Here is an 18,827-nt window from a genome sequence, read left to right as displayed (position 1 = left end):
GTGATGAATGAACTGAATCAATTACATGCAACAACTATCTTTGCTATACAGCACAATGGTAAAGCAGCAATGTGTGGAGACGGCCAGGTAACACTTGGGAATCAAGTTGTAATGAAACACACGGCTAAAAAGGTGAGAAGAATATTTAAAGGAAGAGTTTTAGCAGGATTTGCTGGATCTGTTGCAGATGCGTTTACTTTATTTGAAAGCTTTGAAGCAAAATTAGAGAGTTATGATGGTAACTTATCAAGAGCTGCTGTTGAATTAGCCAAAGATTGGCGTAATGATAAATATTTACGGAAATTAGAAGCCATGTTAATCGTAATGAATGAGAAGGAGCTTTTACTCGTTTCAGGTACAGGTGAAGTGATTGAACCAGATGATGGAATACTAGCGATAGGCTCAGGTGGTAATTATGCACTAAGTGCAGGAAGAGCATTGAAGAAGCATGCTTCCCACCTCAGTGCAAAAGAAATCGCAAAGGCTTCCTTAGAGACTGCTGGAGAAATATGTGTATTTACCAATGATCAATTAGTTTTAGAAGAGCTTTAAGGAGGAGAATCATGTCAATAAATTTAACACCTAAACAAATCGTGGAAAAATTAAATGCCTATATCATTGGCCAAGAAAGTGCAAAAAAGGCTGTTGCTGTTGCCTTAAGAAATCGATATCGAAGAATGCAATTAACAGAAGAGCTAAGAAATGAAATCGTTCCAAAGAATATTTTAATGATCGGTCCAACCGGGGTAGGAAAAACGGAAGTAGCTAGAAGATTAGCTAAATTAGTTGGAGCCCCTTTTGTTAAAGTGGAAGCAACAAAATATACGGAAGTTGGTTATGTTGGACGGGATGTCGAATCGATGATTAGGGATCTAGTTGAAACATCCGTACGAATGGTTAAAGAAGAAGAAATGGAGCTCGTAAAGGGAAAAGCAGAGGAGGAGGCGAATAAGCAACTTGTAAAATTATTAGTACCAGATAAAAGAAAGGCAAATCATTCGAAAAATCCATTTGAAATGTTCTTAAACCCCAATCAACAAAAATCTAATGATACAGAAGAGGAATCAAGTGAACAAGCGGAAACGATGAAACAAAAAAAACAACAAATGAAAAGCCTATTGGATCTAGGAGAACTTGAAGATAATATCGTTTCAATAGAGGTAGAGGAACAAACGCCATCTATGTTTGATATGCTACAAGGATCGGGAATGGAACAAATGGGAATGAATATGCAAGATGCACTAGGTCAATTCATGCCAAAGAAAAAGAAGAAACGAAAATTGAAAGTAAAGGAAGCAAGAAAAATATTAACACAGCAAGAAGCACAAAAGTTAATCGATATGGATGAAGTGACACAAAAAGCAATCGAGCGAGCGGAACAGACAGGTATTATATTTATCGATGAAGTGGATAAAATTGCTGTCAAGCAAGAGCAATCCGCCACCGTTTCTAGAGAAGGTGTCCAACGAGATATCTTACCAATTGTCGAGGGATCCTCCATTGTAACGAAATATGGACCAGTAAAAACGGATCATATGTTGTTTATTGCAGCAGGGGCGTTTCATATGGCAAAGCCATCGGATTTAATTCCAGAACTTCAAGGAAGGTTTCCCATTCGTGTAGAATTTGAGAAATTGGCAGTAGAAGATTTCGAACGAATATTGATAGAACCTTCTAATGCGTTATTAAAGCAATATAAGGCACTGTTAGAAACGGAAGGAATTACCATAGAATTTGACCAAAAGTCGATTACTCGAATAGCAGAAATCGCATATGAGGTGAATCAAGAGACAGATAATATTGGTGCAAGAAGGTTGCATACTATCCTAGAGAAATTACTAGAAGAACTATCTTTTGAAGCTTCAGAGATTGGGATTGGCAATATACAAATTACTGAAAATTATGTCAATGAGAAACTTAAATCTATTGCGAAAAATAAAGACTTAAGCGAATTTATTTTATAGATGGAAGGTGCAATAAATGAAATTATTAGATAAAACAAGGGAAATAAATGCGATGCTTCAGAAGACGAGGGGAAAATCAGTTGATTTTACAGAAATGTCAAATACATTACGAGACGTAATTGATGCAAACATATTTATCGTTAGTCGTAAAGGTAAGCTTTTAGGATTTTCCATTAATCAACAAATCGAAAATGAACGTATGAAGAAAATGCTAGAGGAGAGACAATTTCCAGTAGAATATACGGAAAATTTATTTCATATTACTTCAACCACGACTAATTTAGATATTAACAGTGAATATACAGCTTTTCCTGTTGAGAATAAAGAGCTTTTTAGAACTGGGCTAACGACTATAGTACCAATTATAGGTGGTGGAGAAAGACTAGGAACTTTAATTCTTAGTCGTTTATCTGATAGCTTTAATGAGGATGATCTAATTTTAGCGGAAAACGGCGCGACAGTAGTTGGGATGGAGATTCTCCATGAGAAAACAGAGCAAATAGAATTAGAAGCCAGAAGGACTGCTATTGTGCAAATGGCGATTAATTCGCTCTCCTATAGTGAATCAGAAGCTATTTCACATATATTTCGAGAGCTTGATGGTAAGGAAGGATTGTTAGTAGCTAGCAAGATTGCAGATCGGGTTGGCATTACAAGATCTGTTATCGTAAATGCATTAAGAAAGCTTGAAAGTGCTGGTGTCATCGAATCTAGGTCTCTTGGGATGAAAGGGACCTACATTAAGGTACTAAATGATTATTTCCTAAAGGAACTCAAATTATAAGAAAAATCTAAGGATTCAATATATTCTAGTTAAAATTTCACGCTTTCATACAGAAAAAGAAATCTGCTCCTAGGCAGTTTTCTTTTTTTTTTGACAAATTCCTGATTAAAAGCCTACAATAATGGTATTATATACCTATATAAATTAAGCCTTAAAGACTAAAATGTAAAAATAAATCAAACTTTAACAAAAATATTACAATTTGTCATAGACAATAGGTAATATTTATCTTACAATATTCGATAGGCGCATTATTTTTATGTCGGTTTTTAGAGAAATAAGGAGGAAATTAGCATGTCTTTTTTCGGAAATACGATAAATTCCCTAGAAAATTCTTTAGATTATGCCTCTATGAAAAATAGTACAATAGCTAATAATATTTCTAATGCAGATACACCTAACTACAAAGCAAAAAATGTGAATTTTAAAAATGTCCTAAATAAGACTTTAGAAGGTGATTTTTCACCCACTCAAACAAACGAGCGACATATTTCTTTTGGATCAGAAGAAGCACAACCTTATACAATTACAACTAATCGTTCCACAACTTATAACCATAATGGCAATAATGTTGATATAGATAAAGAAATGACGGAATTAGCTAAAAATCAAATCTATTATCAGGCATTGGTAGACCGTATGAATGGGAAGTTTAATAGTTTACAAACAGTTATAAGGGGAGGAAGGTAATTATGTCGATCTTTCATTCTATTAATACAAGTGGGAGTGGCTTGACAGCACAGAGACTAAGAATGGATGTCATTTCTTCAAATATTGCAAATATGGATACTACTCGTGCAACAGTCAATGAAAATGGTGAATATGAACCATACCAGAGAAAAATGACCGTATTTCAGCAAAGAGGGGAAGGATTCTCTACACTTCTCAAATCCGCTAGAAACAGTCAATCAACCCGGGGAAGTGGTGTTAGAGTGACGGAAATTACGGAGGATGAAACAGAGCCTTTTAAATTAGTTTATAATCCGAATCACCCTGATGCGAATGAAGAGGGTTATGTAGAAATGCCTAATGTCGATCCACTTAAAGAAATGGTCGATATGATGAGTGCCACAAGATCTTATGAGGCTAATGTCACAGCATTAAATGCATCCAAAACCATGCTGATGAAAGCATTGGAAATAGGTAGGTAATAGCAGGGGAGGGATAAGTTTTGGTAACTAACACTTTTTTAAATATTAATCATGTCTCAAATATGAATCAAACTAATCAATCCAATCAGAGCAGTTTCATTTCTGTAGGTGAAGCACAGCAGCAATTTTCTAATAGTTTAAAAAATGCCATTGAACAAATCAATAAAGCTCAAAATGAATCAGATGTAAAAACAGAAGCATTAGCCAAAGGCCAAATTGACGATTTGCATGATGTTATGATTACTGCTCAAAAAGCTAGTATCGTACTGCAAACAGGAGTTGAAGTCCAAAGGAAAGTTATCGATGCCTACAATGAAGTAATGAGAATGCAGGTTTAATCTACATAAATGATGTAAGTAACTAGTTTCTGGGGGCAAAAAATGAACGAGAAATTGAAGCAATATAGTCTAAAATTCAAAGAATATTATAAGTCCATGGCAAAGTGGCAGAAAGGTGTGCTTTTTGGTGGACTCGGTTTTATTATCATACTACTTTTGGTAATCAGTTTTCTATCAAATTCCGATAAGCTTGTACCTTTATATAATGAATTGTCTCTTCAAGAAGTAGGTCAAATTAAGGAAGAGTTAGATGCAAGATCTATTCCTTACGAACTAACAGAAGCTGGTACAACGATTGAAGTACCTGAGGAACAGGCGGAATCTTTACTCGTTGATCTTGCCGCACAGGGAATTCCTGATAGTGGTAGTATCGATTATTCCTTCTTTGCTGAAAACAGCTCATGGGGAGTGACAGATAATGAATTCGATGTAATGAAACTAGATGCCATGCAAACAGAGATAGCGAATTTAATTTCACAAGTTAATGGAATTAAAAGTGCAGAAGTAATGATCAATGTCCCGAAGGATCCTGTTTTTGTCAGTGATCAGCAACAAGAGGCATCCGCATCTATTGTCATTCAATCAGAGCCGGGGTATCAATTTGAACCAAGTCAAATTAATACCCTGTATCACCTTGTTTCTAAATCTGTACCAAATCTACCAACTGAGAATATTGTCATCATGGATCAAAATTTTGAATATTACGATCTAAATAGTCAAAATTATGCAACGGAAGGAAGCTCATTTACTAATCAACTAGAAATGAAAAATGATATCGAACGAGACATCGAAAAAAGGGTACAAAAAATGCTTGGGATGATGATTGGTATGAATAAGGTCGCCATTTCAGTGACAACAGATATCGATTTTACCCAAGAAAAAAGAGTGGAGCAATTAGTTGAACCGGTCGATGAGGAGAACGATACACTTCCAGTTAGTATTGAGACCATTACAGAATCCTTTACTGGTGCTCAGCCTGAGGAAGGTGCAGTTGGGGTAGAAGAGGGGGAGATTGCCAACTACCCCGCGGGTACAGAAGGACAAGTTGGGGATTATGAAATGGTAAAGGAATCTGTTAACAACGAGTTTAATAGAATTCAACGAGATATAGTAGAAAGTCCCTATAAAATTCGAGATTTAGGAATACAGGTAGCGATAGATAACACCAGGATCGGAGAAAATGGAGAAGTAGAACAGTTAAGTGCAACCGAACAACAGGCAGTAGAAGATAGTGTTGCTTCTATATTAAACTCAATGATTTCCACGACGGTAGACCAAACATATGAAGAAGCAACACCAGAAGAAGCCGTTTCTATCGTCTTCCAACCATTTAGTGGAACAGATCAATCATTAGAACAAACTGCGGTACCATCTATTCCGATTTGGGTCTATATCGTTGGTGGTGTACTATTGGCGGTGATTATCCTGCTAATTTGGTTGTTAAGAAGAAAACCAACACCAGAAGAAATTGAAGAAATCGAAACAGAAGAAGTGTTCCAGGAAGAGCTACCTCCACTTATGCAAGAGGATAATTCTGATAGCTCGAAAAGAAGAAAACAATTAGAAAAATATGCACAGGATAAACCAGAGGAATTTGCTAAATTACTTCGCAGTTGGATTTCAGAGGATTAAGAAGGGGGTTAATGTAAATGGCGAAACGAAAACAAGCACTTACTGGTAAACAAAAAGCTGCTATTTTGTTAATCTCTCTAGGACCAGATGTCTCAGCTCAAGTATATAAATATTTAACACCTGAAGAAATTGAAAGACTAACTCTTGAGATTTCTTCCGTCAAGAAGGTAGACACAGCACAAAAAGATGATATATTAGCAGAATTTCAAGAAATAGCTATGGCTCAAGATTATATTTCACAGGGTGGGATTGGCTATGCCAAAACCGTATTAGAAAAAGCATTAGGTGAAGAGAAGGCAACCGATATTCTAAATCGACTAACCTCCTCGTTACAGGTGAAGCCATTTGATTTTGCGAGAAAGGCAGAACCATCGCAAATCATCAATTTTATTCAAAATGAACACCCACAAACAATAGCCCTAGTTCTATCTTACTTAGATTCGGAGCAGGCAGCACAAATTTTGTCAGATTTACCTACAGAGCTACAGGCAAGTATTGCGAAGAGGATTGCACTTATGGATTCTACTTCACCTGAAATCATTTCCGAGGTTGAACAAATATTGGAACGAAAATTGTCTACTACTGTGACACAAGATTATACACAAACAGGTGGGATTCAAGCTGTTGTGGAGGTTCTAAATGGAGTAGATAGGAGCACGGAACGAACGATTCTCGATGCTTTAGAAATAGACGATCCAGAACTCGCAGAAGAAATCAAGAAACGTATGTTTGTATTTGAGGACATTGTAACCTTGGACAATCGAGCAATTCAACGTGTTATTCGTGAGGTCGACAATGATGACTTGCGCCTTTCACTTAAAGTATCAAGTGATGAAGTTAAAGAAATCATGTTCCACAATATGTCTACAAGGATGGCAGAAACATTTAAAGAAGAGATGGAATTCATGGGTCCAGTTAGACTACGTGATGTGGAGGAAGCTCAATCCCGTATTGTTTCTGTTGTTAGAAGATTAGAAGAAGTTGGAGAAATTGTGATTGCAAGAGGTGGAGGGGATGATATTATTGTCTAATCAAGACGAACTAGCTCTCCCTACAAAAAAAATTAAGATTAAGAAAATCCAAACTTCTGTTAAGAAGGATACTTCAAACACAGATACATTAGAGAAGGATTTACAATTCCGCATGGAAGAAATAGAAAAAAAAGAAAGAGAGATAAACGATAAATTAGCAAGTACTGAACGAGAGATAGCTAGACAAAAAGAAGAGTGGAAAGAATTAAGAACTCGTTATATAGAAGAAGCACAACAGGAAGGTTATAAAAAAGGCTTCGAAAAAGGGGAAATGGATAGCATTCAACAATATCGTAACCTGATAGATCATGCGAACCAAATCATTATGCAGGCACAAATCGATGCCGATAATATACTGTCTCAAAGTGATGAGAAAATATTACAAATTTCGATGACTGTTGCAGAGAAAATAATGAATCAGACCTTAACAGAAAATAGTCATTCTTTCCTAAATATTGTACATAAAGTCATCGAGATAGTGAAAGAACAGCCGGTTATAAAGGTTTATGTTCACGATAAGGATTATTCACTCCTTCTGGATAGTAAGGATGAATTAGTTGCGATTACGAATCAACAAGCAGAGTTAATTATTTTCACAGATCCAGAGCTTCAAAAAGGACAAGTAATCATCGAGACACCTTATGGTAGGATTGATGCATCTATCACGACTCAATTAAATGAAATAAGAAATAGGCTTTTTAATGTAGTGGAGGAGATTAGCCGTGAACATCCAAGCAATCCTTGATGAAATTGAACAAATTGATTCCTATAAACGTTTTGGAAAGGTAGAACGAGTTGTAGGACTACTAATTGAGTCACGCGGGCCTAAAGCAAGAATCGGCGAAGTCTGTTACATTCATACAGATAAAAGCTCAGAAAAAATTACGGCAGAGGTAATTGGATTTGATGAAGAAAAGGTGCTTTTAATGCCATATTCGGCAGTTAGTAATATTTCTTCAGGTTGCTTAGTAGAAGCAACCAAGCAATCTCTCTCCATTAAAGTGGGAAGATCTTTAATTGGGAAGGTAATTGACTCGACTGGAAATCAATTAGACGGGACAAAATTACCAAAAGGCCTCATTGATTATCCGACAGAACAAGCACCACCTAACCCTTTGAGTAGACCCCGGATTAGTGAGCCTATTGAAGTAGGGGTCAAGGCAATTGATACAATGCTTACGGTTGGTAAAGGTCAGAGAATTGGTATTTTTGCTGGAAGCGGAGTAGGTAAAAGTACCTTAATGGGGATGATTGCACGTAATAGTGAGGCCGATCTGAATGTGATTGCATTAATTGGTGAACGTGGTCGAGAGGTTAATGAATTTATTGAGAAGGATCTAGGTGAGGAAGGATTGAAAAAATCCATTGTTGTTGTGGCAACTTCCGATCAATCTGCATTAATGCGAATAAAAGGTGCTTACACAGCAACTTCGATAAGTGAGTATTTCCGAGATTTAGGATATCAAGTAAACTTAATGATGGATTCTGTGACAAGGGTAGCAATGGCCCAAAGAGAGATTGGGCTTGCTATTGGAGAGCCTCCGACAACGAAAGGATATACACCATCAGTCTTTGCATTACTTCCTTCTTTGTTAGAGCGAACAGGCACGAGTGATAAAGGTACCATCACAGCATTTTATACAGTTTTGGTAGACGGAGATGATTTCAATGAGCCAATTGCTGATACGACAAGAGGGATTTTAGATGGGCATTTTATCCTAGATCGGAAGCTAGCAGGAAAAGGACAATTTCCGGCCATTAACATTTTACAGTCTGTAAGTCGTGTGATGAATGAGATCATTGATCCTGATGTGTTAAAACATGTACAAAAAATCCGATCAGTGCTTGCTACTTATGAGGACAATGAAGAATTAATTCAGATCGGTGCTTATAAAAAAGGCTCCAATCAACTAGTAGATGAAGCAATTCAATTACAGCCCAAAATAGTAGAGTTTCTTAAACAGCGGATGGAAGAAAATATTGACAGGGAAGATGCCCTTAAGCAATTGAAGGCTTTAGCTTCAGGAGGGAATAGCTTTTGAGAAATACAGTTGGACTTGAAAAAATAAGAAAAATAAGAGACAACGAAAAAAATCAAGCACAAATGATTTATGAGCAAGCAGTCAATGACTTTGAAATAAAAGCTCAAAAACTTTTTGATTTATTAAAAAGAAAAGAAACCATTGAAGACAAGTACACACAATCCCTAACGACAGGGACAAGTGCAGAAATGCTTCAGTCCTATAATGATTATTTAAATTATTTAACACCTTCCATCCTTGAGTTACAAAAGCAAGTCGCAAATGCGAGAGATAAAATGCAATATTTTCAGCAGAATTTAACGAATCAATTTCAAGAATTGAAAAAGATTGAGAAATTGATCCATAAAAAAGAAATCACAAGGGTCGAAAACGAGAAAAGACAGGAAGCTATTCAAATGGATGAAATATCTATGAGAAAGTATTTGATCAATAAGGGTAGGTGAAGAAATGGCTACCAATCCCAATCGTGACAAAAAAGAAAAAAAACCAGGGTTTTTTCAGTGGCTAATCGTTATCATTGTTCCATTATTATTTGCTCTAATTGTTGCACTAATCATTCTAAATATCATGGGTGTAGATGTGGTCGGAAAAACAAAAGAAGCCTTAAACAAAATCCCTTTCTTGGAAGAAAGGGTAACGACAGACCTTGAGGCCTTACACGAACGTCAGCTTTCCGAAAAGAATGAGGAACTAAATATGTTGCAACAACAGGTGGAAGGATTAGAAGCAGAGGTTGAATCAAAAGAACAAACAATCACGGATTTAGAAGAAGAAGTAGCAGGACTAACGAAAGAAATGAAAGAAAGTGAAGAGGAAGCAACTGAGGAGCCAGATGAGAAATGGAAAGAAGTGGCTACATCATATAGTGAGATGAAACCAAAAAATGCTGCCTCTATTTTAGAAAAAATGGAAAAAAACATCGTTATTTCTATCTTGAAACAAGTGGATGCAGAGGTTCGCGGTGAAATACTTGCAGCAATGGATCCAGAAATAGCAGCTTCTTTTACAGAGTCGTTCCTAGTTGAGTAACACACATTAGAAAGGAGGTGACACCAATGATCACACCAAATGTATCCATCATGGCACCAAAGTCAATGGAACCTTCTCTGAAGCAAGATCAAAGGGAAGCATCGGTATTTAAAAATATACTACTAGCGAATAGCACATCTGACTTGAGTGTAGATAAGATGCCATCAGATACAATGGTTAACCAGGAGGATTCCATAAGAGAGAAATTATTGAGTGAAGACCTAGTAAATGTACTTAAATCAGGAGATATCCTAATGGAAGACCTCTTCCAACTACTAGAATTGGACGAAGAAATGCAAAAAAGAGTGAAAGAACTCGTTGATGAAATTCAAGCATCAAATCCTTTATCAGAGACCGAAGCATTGGAAGAACTAATAAGCCTTTTAACAAGCTTAGAAACTAGTAAAGATATTCGTTCTCCTGAGAAGTTTTTTCAAAATCTACTGATAACGAACCATTCTAGTACAGTGGTAGGTTCATCCGCACTTGTGCCTATGGAGCAAACGTTAGATAAAAAGGAAATTCAGACATCATGGGAAGGGATTCAGAAACTCCTTAATAAAATGGAAAATGGTTCTATTACCTTGCGTGAACAAAAGCAGATGTTTCTTTATTTGCAACAGTGGAGCAATTTTCAAAAGCAAAACCCACAAGCTCTCCAGACGATCATGAGTGATTTACAAGAGAGCAAAGTAGCTAAGGTATGGAGTTCCCTTATAGAAAATTATCAGAGTCGTTCCTCTTTAACGGAGCATTATGGAGGGAATAAAAAAGTAACCCAACAGGATTTAGTAAACTGGATGAAGCATGCTATCCAAAGCTATGAATCACAAAGTGAAAGTAACTCACTTAAACAGACTTCGCCTATTATCTCTACAGGTCCTGTGCATTCAAAAATTCAGCAATACATTATTTATACGCAACAAACCAATACCGATAATGAGATGGTGCAGAAACAGTTATTAGATCAATTTCAGCAGATAATGGTCAAAAGTAACTTTTTGCAACGAGGTAATGGTATAAACCAACTAATGGTACGATTACACCCAGAGCAGTTAGGTGATATTACATTAAAGCTAACCCAAGTTAATGGAGAAATGACAGTAAAAATGATCGTATCATCACAAGCAACAAAGGATTTACTTGAAGGGAATCTACAACAGCTTAGACATATGTTTTCACCACACCAAGTTTTGATTGAAAAGCAGGATAGCTCTAATCTATTAGCCCATTCGGAAGAAATGAATCTAGCCGAACAATATGATGAGGAAAATAGTCAGGACGAGCAAAACAGTTTTTCTGAAGAACATGGTGGAGAAAATGAGGAAGCTACAGATTTTCATCAACTATTAATGGACGCGAAAGTGTAGGTGAATATAATGAGTGCAATCGATCCTAGCTACTATTTATCTAATCAGTCACAAACGAGGGAGATCAATACGAGCTTGGGGAAGGATGAATTTCTTAAAATCCTAATGACACAATTACAAAACCAAGACCCTTTAAACCCTATGGACGATAAGGAATTTATTTCACAAATGGCGACATTTTCATCACTCGAGCAAATGATGAATATGTCAAATTCTATAGAACAGCTAGTCGCAAATCAAACGATCTCTCCTGTTATTCAATATAGTCATCTAATCGGTAAGGAAGTTGACTATTATAAAATTGATGAGGAAACAGGACAAATAGCAGAGCCGAAAGAAATTGTTAGTAGCAAGGTTAAGGCCATTTCAGAGCAGCAAGGCTTCGCAGTATTAGAACTTGAAGATGGAACAAAAATCTATACAGATGAAGTGCTTCGTATTACGAGTGATGTTCATTCTAATACGGAACCAGATAAGACGGAAGACACTAATCCTTCTGAATAGGGGAGCAAAGCAATGGATAATAAAATTCATGCCCTACATCATGCTCTTATCCCTACAAAGTCATCCTTATCAAAAAAGTCAACGGTCAAGTTTGCTGACCTTTTACATCAAACAAATGAACTGACGATAACGAAGCATGCAAGGGAGAGAATGCAGGAAAGGAAAATACAACTTACGGAAGAACAATGGCATCAAATCACCATTAAGTTAGCAGAAGCAAAGCAAAAAGGAGTCAAGGACTCATTGGTTCTAGTACAAAATACAGCCTTTATCATGAATGCTGATAATCAAACCGTTATAACTGCAATGGAAACAGAAGAAATGAAAAATAAAATCTTCACTAATATTAATGGAACCATTCTTATTGATTAAGCTGGACCCTTGCTGGGAGGCTTATAGCTATGGACTGAATGAAGTAGCTACTAAACTTTAATCTGAAAGGAAGTTGAATGAGATGTTAAGATCTATGTATTCAGGAATTTCTGGACTTAAGGCTTTTCAAACAAAATTAGATGTTGTGGGGAACAACATTGCAAATGTCAATACTGTCGGTTTTAAAAAGGGACGTACCGTTTTCCAAGATATGATGAGTCAACCGATAAACGGGGCGAGCGCACCTACAAATATTCGAGGGGGGATGAATCCATCTCAAGTCGGTACAGGCGTCCAACTAGGAACTATTGATAATGTTCATACGCAAGGTTACCGACAAACGACAGGTCGACCTTTAGATTTACAATTAGAAGGTGACGGAATGTTTGTCTTTGCACAAGATGTCGCGGAAGATGCTACTACTATTAATATAGGAGATTCAGATATTTATTTTTCTCGGGCGGGTAACTTGTATTTTGATGCTAACGATTATCTAGTAAATGCAAATGGTCAATATTTAGTTGGTCAATCAACGGACGAAAATGGAAATGTGGTTTCCTCTAAAATTCAAATACCTAAAAATGCGGAAAGTCTAAGTTTTCAAAGTGATGGTACGGTGACTTATGTGGACGAAAATGGTCAAACACAGGAGGCAGGTCAAATAATGTTAGCCAAGTTTTCTAACCCTGGTGGTCTTGAAAAAGTAGGTGGCAACATGTATCGTACAACGGTCAATGACGGTGCCTTCACTGATGATGGAACAGGTAATATTAATGGATTAGAGGATTTATTTGCTCCAGAGGGTGAAGGAACAGCCTCTATCGTGTCAGGAGCACTGGAAATGTCAAACGTTGATTTATCAGAAGAATTCACGGAAATGATCACAGCACAGCGTGGCTTCCAGGCAAACACTAGAATTATCACAACATCTGATGAGATTCTACAAGAATTAGTTAATTTAAAACGATAAAAAGGGAGGAAGAAGGTTAAGTGATGACCCCTTAACCTTCTTACACGCATGATTACATTAACGAAATTAAATAATGACCGACTAACATTGAATGCTCTATATATTGAGAGAATTGAATCATTCCCTGATACCACCATAACTCTAGTGAATCAAAAAAAAGTCTTTGTTAAGGAATCAGAGGAAGAAGTAAAAAAACTAGTAACCGAATATTTTCAATTAATTGGCTTGAATCAACTTCAAAGAGAAATAGGTGATGAAGATGAATCCTAAATTTGTAAAATCATTAGTTATCATATTAATTCTTATTACTATTGGTGGTGGTATTACCCTTTACTTCTTATTAAATAGTAAAGACACCGGTGGTGAATTAACCATTGATCAAATGGTAGAGTTCTCTTATACCACAGAGGAGATGCGAACGGATTTAAAAGACGGAAATTTTGTTCTTATCCAGTTTCAATTCATCACAGATAGTAAAGCTGGTGCCGAAGAAATTGCAAAACGTGAATTTCAAGTAAAGAATGAATTCATCAAACAATCAGTGGATCTAACAGAAAAAGACTTTAGAGAAAATCTTGCGCAATTAGAAGATAATATTCAAGCAGCAATGAGTAAAAAGATGACAGAAGGCAAAATAACGGATGTTTTAATAACAAGCAAGGTTATTCAGTAATAATTGCTCCGGAATGGAGGTGGAAGAATGGCAGATGAGGTATTATCCCAGAGTGAAATTGATGCACTTTTGTCTGCATTATCATCTGGTGAAATGGATGCTAATCAATTAAAAGAAGAAGAAAAAGATAAAAAAGTAAAGGTATATGATTTTAAAAGAGCATTACGGTTTTCGAAGGATCAAATTCGAAACATCTCAAGAATTCATGATAATTTTGCAAGATTACTATCAACTTATTTCTCAGCTCAATTACGTACATATGTAGATATATCGGTTGCTTCAGTTGATCAGATACCATATGAAGAATTTATTCGATCGATTCCAGCGATGACGATTCTGAATGTTTATAGTGTTGCCCCATTGGATGGAAGGATCATTTTTGAATTTAATCCAAACATTGCCTATGCGATGCTTGATCGAATTCTAGGTGGAAAAGGGACAAGCGTAAATAACATAGAGAATTTAACCGAAATTGAAACAACCTTAATGTCTCAATTATTTGTAAAAGCATTAGATAATTTACAAGAAGCATGGAGTTCAATTACGGAAATTGACCCGATCCTCGAGGATTTTGAGGTGAATCCACAATTTTTACAATTAGTATCACCAAATGAAACGGTTGTGGTTGTTTCATTAGATACAACCATTGGTGATAGTAGTGGAATGATCAATATTTGTATTCCACACGTTGTATTGGAGCCAATTATTCCTAAACTATCCGTACACTATTGGATGCAAAATGAGAGTTCGAAGGAAAGAAAGCCAGAAGAATATGAATTAATTACAAAAAATATTAAGAAGGCAAAAATGGACCTATCTGTCGTACTTGGTAAAAGCTCAATATCTGTAGAGGAGCTGATGTTTTTAAGTGCAAAGGACACCATCATTTTAAATCAATCCATTGAACAGCCGCTGGTCTTGCAAGTAGATAAAGTACCTAAATTTTATGTTCAGCCAGGGAAAAAGAAAAATAGACTTGCTGTTCAAATATTAGAAGAGATTAAGGGAGGGGATTTCAATGATGAATGACGGAATGTTATCACAAGATGAAATCGATGCACTATTAAATGGTAGTGATGATCAAGATGAGAACCCAAACCATACTAATGACACTAATACTCCTTCCTCTAACGAATATCTTTCCTCATTAGAAAAGGATGCTTTAGGTGAGATTGGGAATATATCCTTTGGTAGCTCTGCTACCGCATTATCTACTCTTTTGAATCAGAAAGTAGAAATTACTACACCTACCATTTCGGTTATTGAAAAAGGATTATTAGAGGAAGAATTCCCTGTGCCTTATGTTGGTGTGGAGGTAAGATATACAGAGGGATTCAGTGGAGCTAATTTATTTATGCTCGAATCAAAGGATGCAGCAGTGATTGCTGACTTGATGCTAGGAGGTACGGGAGAGGCCGCAGATAATGAGTTAAATGATATACACTTAAGCGCAGTCCAAGAAGCAATGAATCAAATGATGGGCACATCGGCGACGAGTATGTCCACTATTTTCCATAAAAAAGTAGATATTTCTCCTCCAACCATATCAATTATGGATGTCACAGAGGAAGAAGCTAACAAATATTTAAAAGAAGATAATGATGTTGTGATAAAAGTCTCTTTCCAATTAAAGGTTGGTCATTTAATTGATTCGAAAATTATGCAGTTATTGCCAATTTCGTTCGGTAAAGAGCTGGTGGATAGTCTTTTGAATGCATCCGAAGAGGAACAAGTGATAGATGAAGGAAAAGAACCTGTAAAAGAAAATGAGAATCATAGTCAATCGTATAGTTCTGTAGGTACAGTAGAACAACCGACTGAACCAAGAAAAATGGGGACAAATAGTAATAGTAAAGCAGAAGTTCAATCAGCCTCCTTCTCAGACTTTGAAGATTTACCATTACCAAAGGAAGAGAGAAGAAACTTAGATTTATTGCTGGATATACCATTACAGGTCACTGTAGAGCTTGGTAGAACGAAGCGAAACGTCAAAGAAATACTTGAACTTACCTCTGGGTCTATTTTGGAATTAGATAAATTAGCAGGGGAACCTGTAGATATATTAGTTAATCATAAACTAATTGCTCAAGGGGAAGTTGTCGTAATTGATGAGAATTTCGGAGTTAGAGTAACAGATATTGTGAGTAAAGAAGCTCGAATTAAACAACTTAAATAATTTGATTTTAGAGAGGATTGAGTGAGATGTCAAAACGTGTATTAATAGTAGATGATGCTGCTTTCATGAGAATGATGGTTAAAGATATTTTAACGAAAAACGGATACGAAGTTGTTGGGGAAGCACAAGATGGCGTAGAAGCGGTGGAAAAATATGATGAATTAAAACCAGATTTAGTGACAATGGATATTACGATGCCTGAGATGGATGGGATTGCGGCATTAAAGGAAATAAAGGGAAAAGACAGTGAGGCAAATATTATTATGTGCTCAGCAATGGGACAGCAAGCAATGGTAATAGATGCTATTCAAGCTGGTGCACGAGATTTTATTGTAAAGCCATTTCAAGCAGATCGTGTCATTGAGGCAATTTCGAAAGTAATAGGTTAAAGAGGTGGTGACAATTAACCGCAAAGGAGTTATTCTCTCTATCTTGATCTGTGCTCTTTTCTTAACATCCTCCATCACTACCTATGCTTCACAAAGTGTGGAGGAATACTTTAATCAAAATCAAGAAAAGGAAAATCAAGAGATGGAAAAACAAGAAACAAAGACAAATGAGTCTACTGAAGTCGAGCAAGCGGAAGTAGAGTCACCAAATTTTATCATTAGTTTATTAAGGCTAGTATTAGCGCTTGGTGTCATCATTGCTTTAATAATCTTCATTTCAAAGTTTTTAAAAAATAAAAATAAATATTTAGGAAAGCAAGGTATTATAGAGAACTATGGTGGGATTTCTGTCGGGGCAAACAAATCCCTCCAAACCATCCGTATTGGTGATAGATATTATGTCATAGGGGTAGGCGACAATATCGAGTTACTATTAGAAATTACGGATGAGGAGACAATGGAGCAATTAAAAAAGAATGAGAATGAAGGCAATAAATCGATGGATTTTATGCCATGGATAAAAGACAAAAGTGTAAAGCAAAACAGGGTTGAGAGTCAAGCTAGTAAAGAATTTGGTCAATTATTTAAGAAGGAGCTTACTACGATGAAAGAAGGAAGAAAGCAAATATTGCAAAAAATGAGAAAGATAAAGAAGCATCATGATAATTAGTTTAATTGATGTTTTCTCAGGTACGGATCCACAAAATATTTCAACTTCTGTAAGATTGCTTTTGCTTCTTACCGTATTATCGTTAGCACCGAGCATTCTAATCTTAATGACCTGTTTTACTAGAATCATTATCGTACTATCCTTTGTGAGAACATCATTGGCGACTCAGCAAATGCCTCCAAATCAAATTTTGATTGGTTTAGCCTTGTTTATGACTTTTTTTATTATGGCCCCAACCTTTCAGGAGGTTAATGAGCAAGCATTGCAGCCTCTTTTCAATGAAGAAATATCACTGGAAGAAGCCTATGATAATGCTAGTGCTCCAGTAAAAGAGTTTATGGCAAAGCATACAAGACAAAAGGATTTGGCTCTTTTTATGAATTATGCATCGATTGAAGAACCAGAATCGGTTGAGGATATACCACTTACAACACTTGTACCAGCATTTGCTATTAGTGAATTAAAAACAGCCTTCCAAATGGGATTTATGATCTTTGTTCCATTTTTAGTAATTGATATGGCAGTGGCAAGTGTTTTGATGTCTATGGGTATGATGATGTTACCACCAGTAATGATTTCATTACCATTTAAAATTTTACTTTTTGTTTTAGTGGACGGGTGGTACTTAATTACGCATTCTTTATTGGATGGGTTTTTGCCATTATGATAAGAAAGGAAGTTACGAGTGAGTGGTGAATTTGTAATATCATTAGCAGAGCAAGGGATTTATACCATTTTAATGGTAACAGGACCATTATTAATATTAGCACTGGCAGTAGGACTACTTGTTAGTATTTTTCAAGCAACAACGCAAATTCAAGAACAAACATTAGCCTTTATCCCAAAAATTGTTGCGGTTTTAGTTGGATTAGTGATTTTTGGACCATGGATGCTGTCAACAATGGTGGAATTTGCTGCTAATTTATTTCAAAATCTAAATCAGTTTGTAGGATAGCCTATGTTTGAATTAATAGACATCAATATCCTGCCTGCATTTATCTTAATATTAGTTAGAATAATAGCTTTTTTCGTTACCATCCCGGTATTCTCTTATCGTAATGTTCCTTTACCTTTAAAGATCGGAATGGGAATCTTTTTAGCATGGATCATGCTGTATACTATACCAACACCAGAACTAGCTTTTGATGACCAATATGTGTTGCTTATTATAAAAGAAGCGATCATCGGGTTACTTTTAGGACTAATCGCCTATATCATTTTGGCTGCAATACAAATAGCTGGTGGATTTATCGATTTTCAAATGGGGTTTGCAATTGCGAATGTCGTCGATCCTCAAACAGGAGCACAAAGTCCGTTAATAGGGCAGTATTTCTATACTATCGCCATTCTCTTTATCTTAGTAGTAGATGGTCACCATTTACTCCTTAATGGCTTAGTATATAGTTTTGAAGTTATTCCTTTGGATCAATTTTTTTCATTTAGCAACCTTGATTTTATTTTATTAACTTTTAGTAAAATGTTTTTAATTGCTTTTCAACTATCCATTCCTATTGTCGGTTGCTTATTTCTTGTAGACGTAGCATTAGGAATAATTGCAAGAACAGTCCCTCAATTGAATGTATTTGTTGTTGGATTACCTTTAAAAATACTCGTATCTTTTCTAGTGTTGTTCATGTTTATTCCTTTTTATATTGCCATGGTACAACAGTTGTTCTCCTTGACCCTTGACACAATGGAAGGATTGATTCATTTATTTGGAGGTGCTTAACAA

25 protein-coding genes are annotated in these 18,827 nt (G+C 36.1%); all 25 read left to right on the top strand.

What is annotated here, in order from left to right:
* Window positions 1-12 precede the first annotated feature (12 nt).
* The 25 genes from hslV (at window position 13) to fliR (ending at window position 18,824) form a co-directional block, all read left to right on the top strand.
* Complete coding sequence (gene hslV / locus ACZ5N5_RS16830) at window positions 13-552, top strand: ATP-dependent protease subunit HslV (RefSeq protein WP_054787622.1); 540 nt, start codon at window positions 13-15, stop codon at window positions 550-552.
* 11 nt (window positions 553-563) lie between these two features.
* A complete protein-coding gene (hslU, locus tag ACZ5N5_RS16825) occupies window positions 564-1,964 on the top strand; it encodes an ATP-dependent protease ATPase subunit HslU (RefSeq protein WP_464372810.1) in 1,401 nt (466 codons plus the stop codon).
* Between the two features lie 16 nt (window positions 1,965-1,980).
* Window positions 1,981-2,748 (top strand): GTP-sensing pleiotropic transcriptional regulator CodY, encoded by a 768-nt coding sequence (codY, locus tag ACZ5N5_RS16820; RefSeq protein WP_054787566.1) that lies wholly within the window; start codon window positions 1,981-1,983, stop codon window positions 2,746-2,748.
* Between the two features lie 294 nt (window positions 2,749-3,042).
* On the top strand, window positions 3,043-3,438 hold the full coding sequence (flgB, locus tag ACZ5N5_RS16815) for a flagellar basal body rod protein FlgB (protein WP_054859504.1): 396 nt from the start codon (window positions 3,043-3,045) through the stop codon (window positions 3,436-3,438).
* A gap of 2 nt (window positions 3,439-3,440) precedes the next feature.
* On the top strand, window positions 3,441-3,899 hold the full coding sequence (gene flgC, locus ACZ5N5_RS16810) for a flagellar basal body rod protein FlgC (RefSeq protein WP_464372809.1): 459 nt from the start codon (window positions 3,441-3,443) through the stop codon (window positions 3,897-3,899).
* A gap of 62 nt (window positions 3,900-3,961) precedes the next feature.
* The gene (fliE, locus tag ACZ5N5_RS16805; RefSeq protein WP_464373793.1) at window positions 3,962-4,237 is read left to right on the top strand and encodes a flagellar hook-basal body complex protein FliE; all 276 of its coding nucleotides are present in this window, start codon (window positions 3,962-3,964) and stop codon (window positions 4,235-4,237) included.
* A 42-nt stretch (window positions 4,238-4,279) separates the two neighbouring features.
* A complete protein-coding gene (gene fliF, locus ACZ5N5_RS16800; protein WP_464372808.1) occupies window positions 4,280-5,869 on the top strand; it encodes a flagellar basal-body MS-ring/collar protein FliF in 1,590 nt (529 codons plus the stop codon).
* A gap of 17 nt (window positions 5,870-5,886) precedes the next feature.
* The gene (gene fliG / locus ACZ5N5_RS16795) at window positions 5,887-6,900 is read left to right on the top strand and encodes a flagellar motor switch protein FliG (protein WP_054787564.1); all 1,014 of its coding nucleotides are present in this window, start codon (window positions 5,887-5,889) and stop codon (window positions 6,898-6,900) included.
* Window positions 6,893-7,645 carry a flagellar assembly protein FliH gene (gene fliH / locus ACZ5N5_RS16790; RefSeq protein ID WP_464372807.1) on the top strand — a complete coding sequence of 251 codons (753 nt, stop codon included), beginning with the start codon at window positions 6,893-6,895 and terminating at the stop codon, window positions 7,643-7,645. The genes fliG and fliH overlap by 8 nt, the downstream gene beginning before the upstream one ends.
* A complete protein-coding gene (fliI, locus tag ACZ5N5_RS16785) occupies window positions 7,623-8,942 on the top strand; it encodes a flagellar protein export ATPase FliI (protein ID WP_109984437.1) in 1,320 nt (439 codons plus the stop codon). The genes fliH and fliI overlap by 23 nt, the downstream gene beginning before the upstream one ends.
* The gene (fliJ, locus tag ACZ5N5_RS16780; protein ID WP_464372806.1) at window positions 8,939-9,385 is read left to right on the top strand and encodes a flagellar export protein FliJ; all 447 of its coding nucleotides are present in this window, start codon (window positions 8,939-8,941) and stop codon (window positions 9,383-9,385) included. Before fliI ends, fliJ begins: the two co-directional genes overlap by 4 nt.
* 4 nt (window positions 9,386-9,389) lie before the next feature.
* On the top strand, window positions 9,390-9,971 hold the full coding sequence (locus ACZ5N5_RS16775; RefSeq protein WP_464372805.1) for a MotE family protein: 582 nt from the start codon (window positions 9,390-9,392) through the stop codon (window positions 9,969-9,971).
* 26 nt (window positions 9,972-9,997) lie between these two features.
* Window positions 9,998-11,341, top strand: coding sequence for a flagellar hook-length control protein FliK (locus ACZ5N5_RS16770; RefSeq protein ID WP_464372804.1), 1,344 nt, complete (start codon window positions 9,998-10,000; stop codon window positions 11,339-11,341).
* 9 nt (window positions 11,342-11,350) lie between these two features.
* A complete protein-coding gene (gene flgD, locus ACZ5N5_RS16765; RefSeq protein ID WP_054787558.1) occupies window positions 11,351-11,845 on the top strand; it encodes a flagellar hook assembly protein FlgD in 495 nt (164 codons plus the stop codon).
* Window positions 11,846-11,857: 12 nt separating this feature from the next.
* Window positions 11,858-12,217 carry a TIGR02530 family flagellar biosynthesis protein gene (locus ACZ5N5_RS16760; protein ID WP_054859497.1) on the top strand — a complete coding sequence of 120 codons (360 nt, stop codon included), beginning with the start codon at window positions 11,858-11,860 and terminating at the stop codon, window positions 12,215-12,217.
* 82 nt (window positions 12,218-12,299) lie between these two features.
* On the top strand, window positions 12,300-13,187 hold the full coding sequence (gene flgG, locus ACZ5N5_RS16755) for a flagellar basal body rod protein FlgG (protein WP_054787557.1): 888 nt from the start codon (window positions 12,300-12,302) through the stop codon (window positions 13,185-13,187).
* A 48-nt stretch (window positions 13,188-13,235) separates the two neighbouring features.
* A complete protein-coding gene (locus ACZ5N5_RS16750; protein WP_054859496.1) occupies window positions 13,236-13,457 on the top strand; it encodes a flagellar FlbD family protein in 222 nt (73 codons plus the stop codon).
* Window positions 13,447-13,860 (top strand): flagellar basal body-associated FliL family protein, encoded by a 414-nt coding sequence (locus ACZ5N5_RS16745; RefSeq protein WP_054787621.1) that lies wholly within the window; start codon window positions 13,447-13,449, stop codon window positions 13,858-13,860. The genes ACZ5N5_RS16750 and ACZ5N5_RS16745 overlap by 11 nt, the downstream gene beginning before the upstream one ends.
* A gap of 27 nt (window positions 13,861-13,887) precedes the next feature.
* Entirely contained in the window at window positions 13,888-14,889 is a 1,002-nt protein-coding gene (fliM, locus tag ACZ5N5_RS16740) for a flagellar motor switch protein FliM (protein WP_109984433.1), read from the top strand.
* Window positions 14,879-16,036 (top strand): flagellar motor switch phosphatase FliY, encoded by a 1,158-nt coding sequence (fliY, locus tag ACZ5N5_RS16735; RefSeq protein WP_464372803.1) that lies wholly within the window; start codon window positions 14,879-14,881, stop codon window positions 16,034-16,036. Before fliM ends, fliY begins: the two co-directional genes overlap by 11 nt.
* 26 nt (window positions 16,037-16,062) lie before the next feature.
* Window positions 16,063-16,425: a response regulator gene (locus ACZ5N5_RS16730; RefSeq protein WP_054787556.1), complete on the top strand. Its 363-nt coding sequence runs from the start codon at window positions 16,063-16,065 to the stop codon at window positions 16,423-16,425.
* Window positions 16,426-16,429: 4 nt separating this feature from the next.
* Window positions 16,430-17,095 (top strand): flagellar biosynthetic protein FliO, encoded by a 666-nt coding sequence (locus ACZ5N5_RS16725; protein WP_464372802.1) that lies wholly within the window; start codon window positions 16,430-16,432, stop codon window positions 17,093-17,095.
* Window positions 17,085-17,762, top strand: coding sequence for a flagellar type III secretion system pore protein FliP (fliP, locus tag ACZ5N5_RS16720; RefSeq protein ID WP_181397502.1), 678 nt, complete (start codon window positions 17,085-17,087; stop codon window positions 17,760-17,762). Before ACZ5N5_RS16725 ends, fliP begins: the two co-directional genes overlap by 11 nt.
* Before the next feature lie 18 nt (window positions 17,763-17,780).
* Window positions 17,781-18,050 (top strand): flagellar biosynthesis protein FliQ, encoded by a 270-nt coding sequence (fliQ, locus tag ACZ5N5_RS16715; protein ID WP_054787554.1) that lies wholly within the window; start codon window positions 17,781-17,783, stop codon window positions 18,048-18,050.
* A 3-nt stretch (window positions 18,051-18,053) separates the two neighbouring features.
* Window positions 18,054-18,824: a flagellar biosynthetic protein FliR gene (gene fliR, locus ACZ5N5_RS16710; protein WP_277677850.1), complete on the top strand. Its 771-nt coding sequence runs from the start codon at window positions 18,054-18,056 to the stop codon at window positions 18,822-18,824.
* The last annotated feature ends 3 nt before the right edge of the window (window positions 18,825-18,827 follow it).

Source organism: Gracilibacillus sp. JCM 18966 (genome assembly GCF_055392695.1).
The sequence above is the reverse complement of the archived record's forward strand: the minus strand, read 5'-3'. Positions and strand labels throughout refer to the sequence as shown.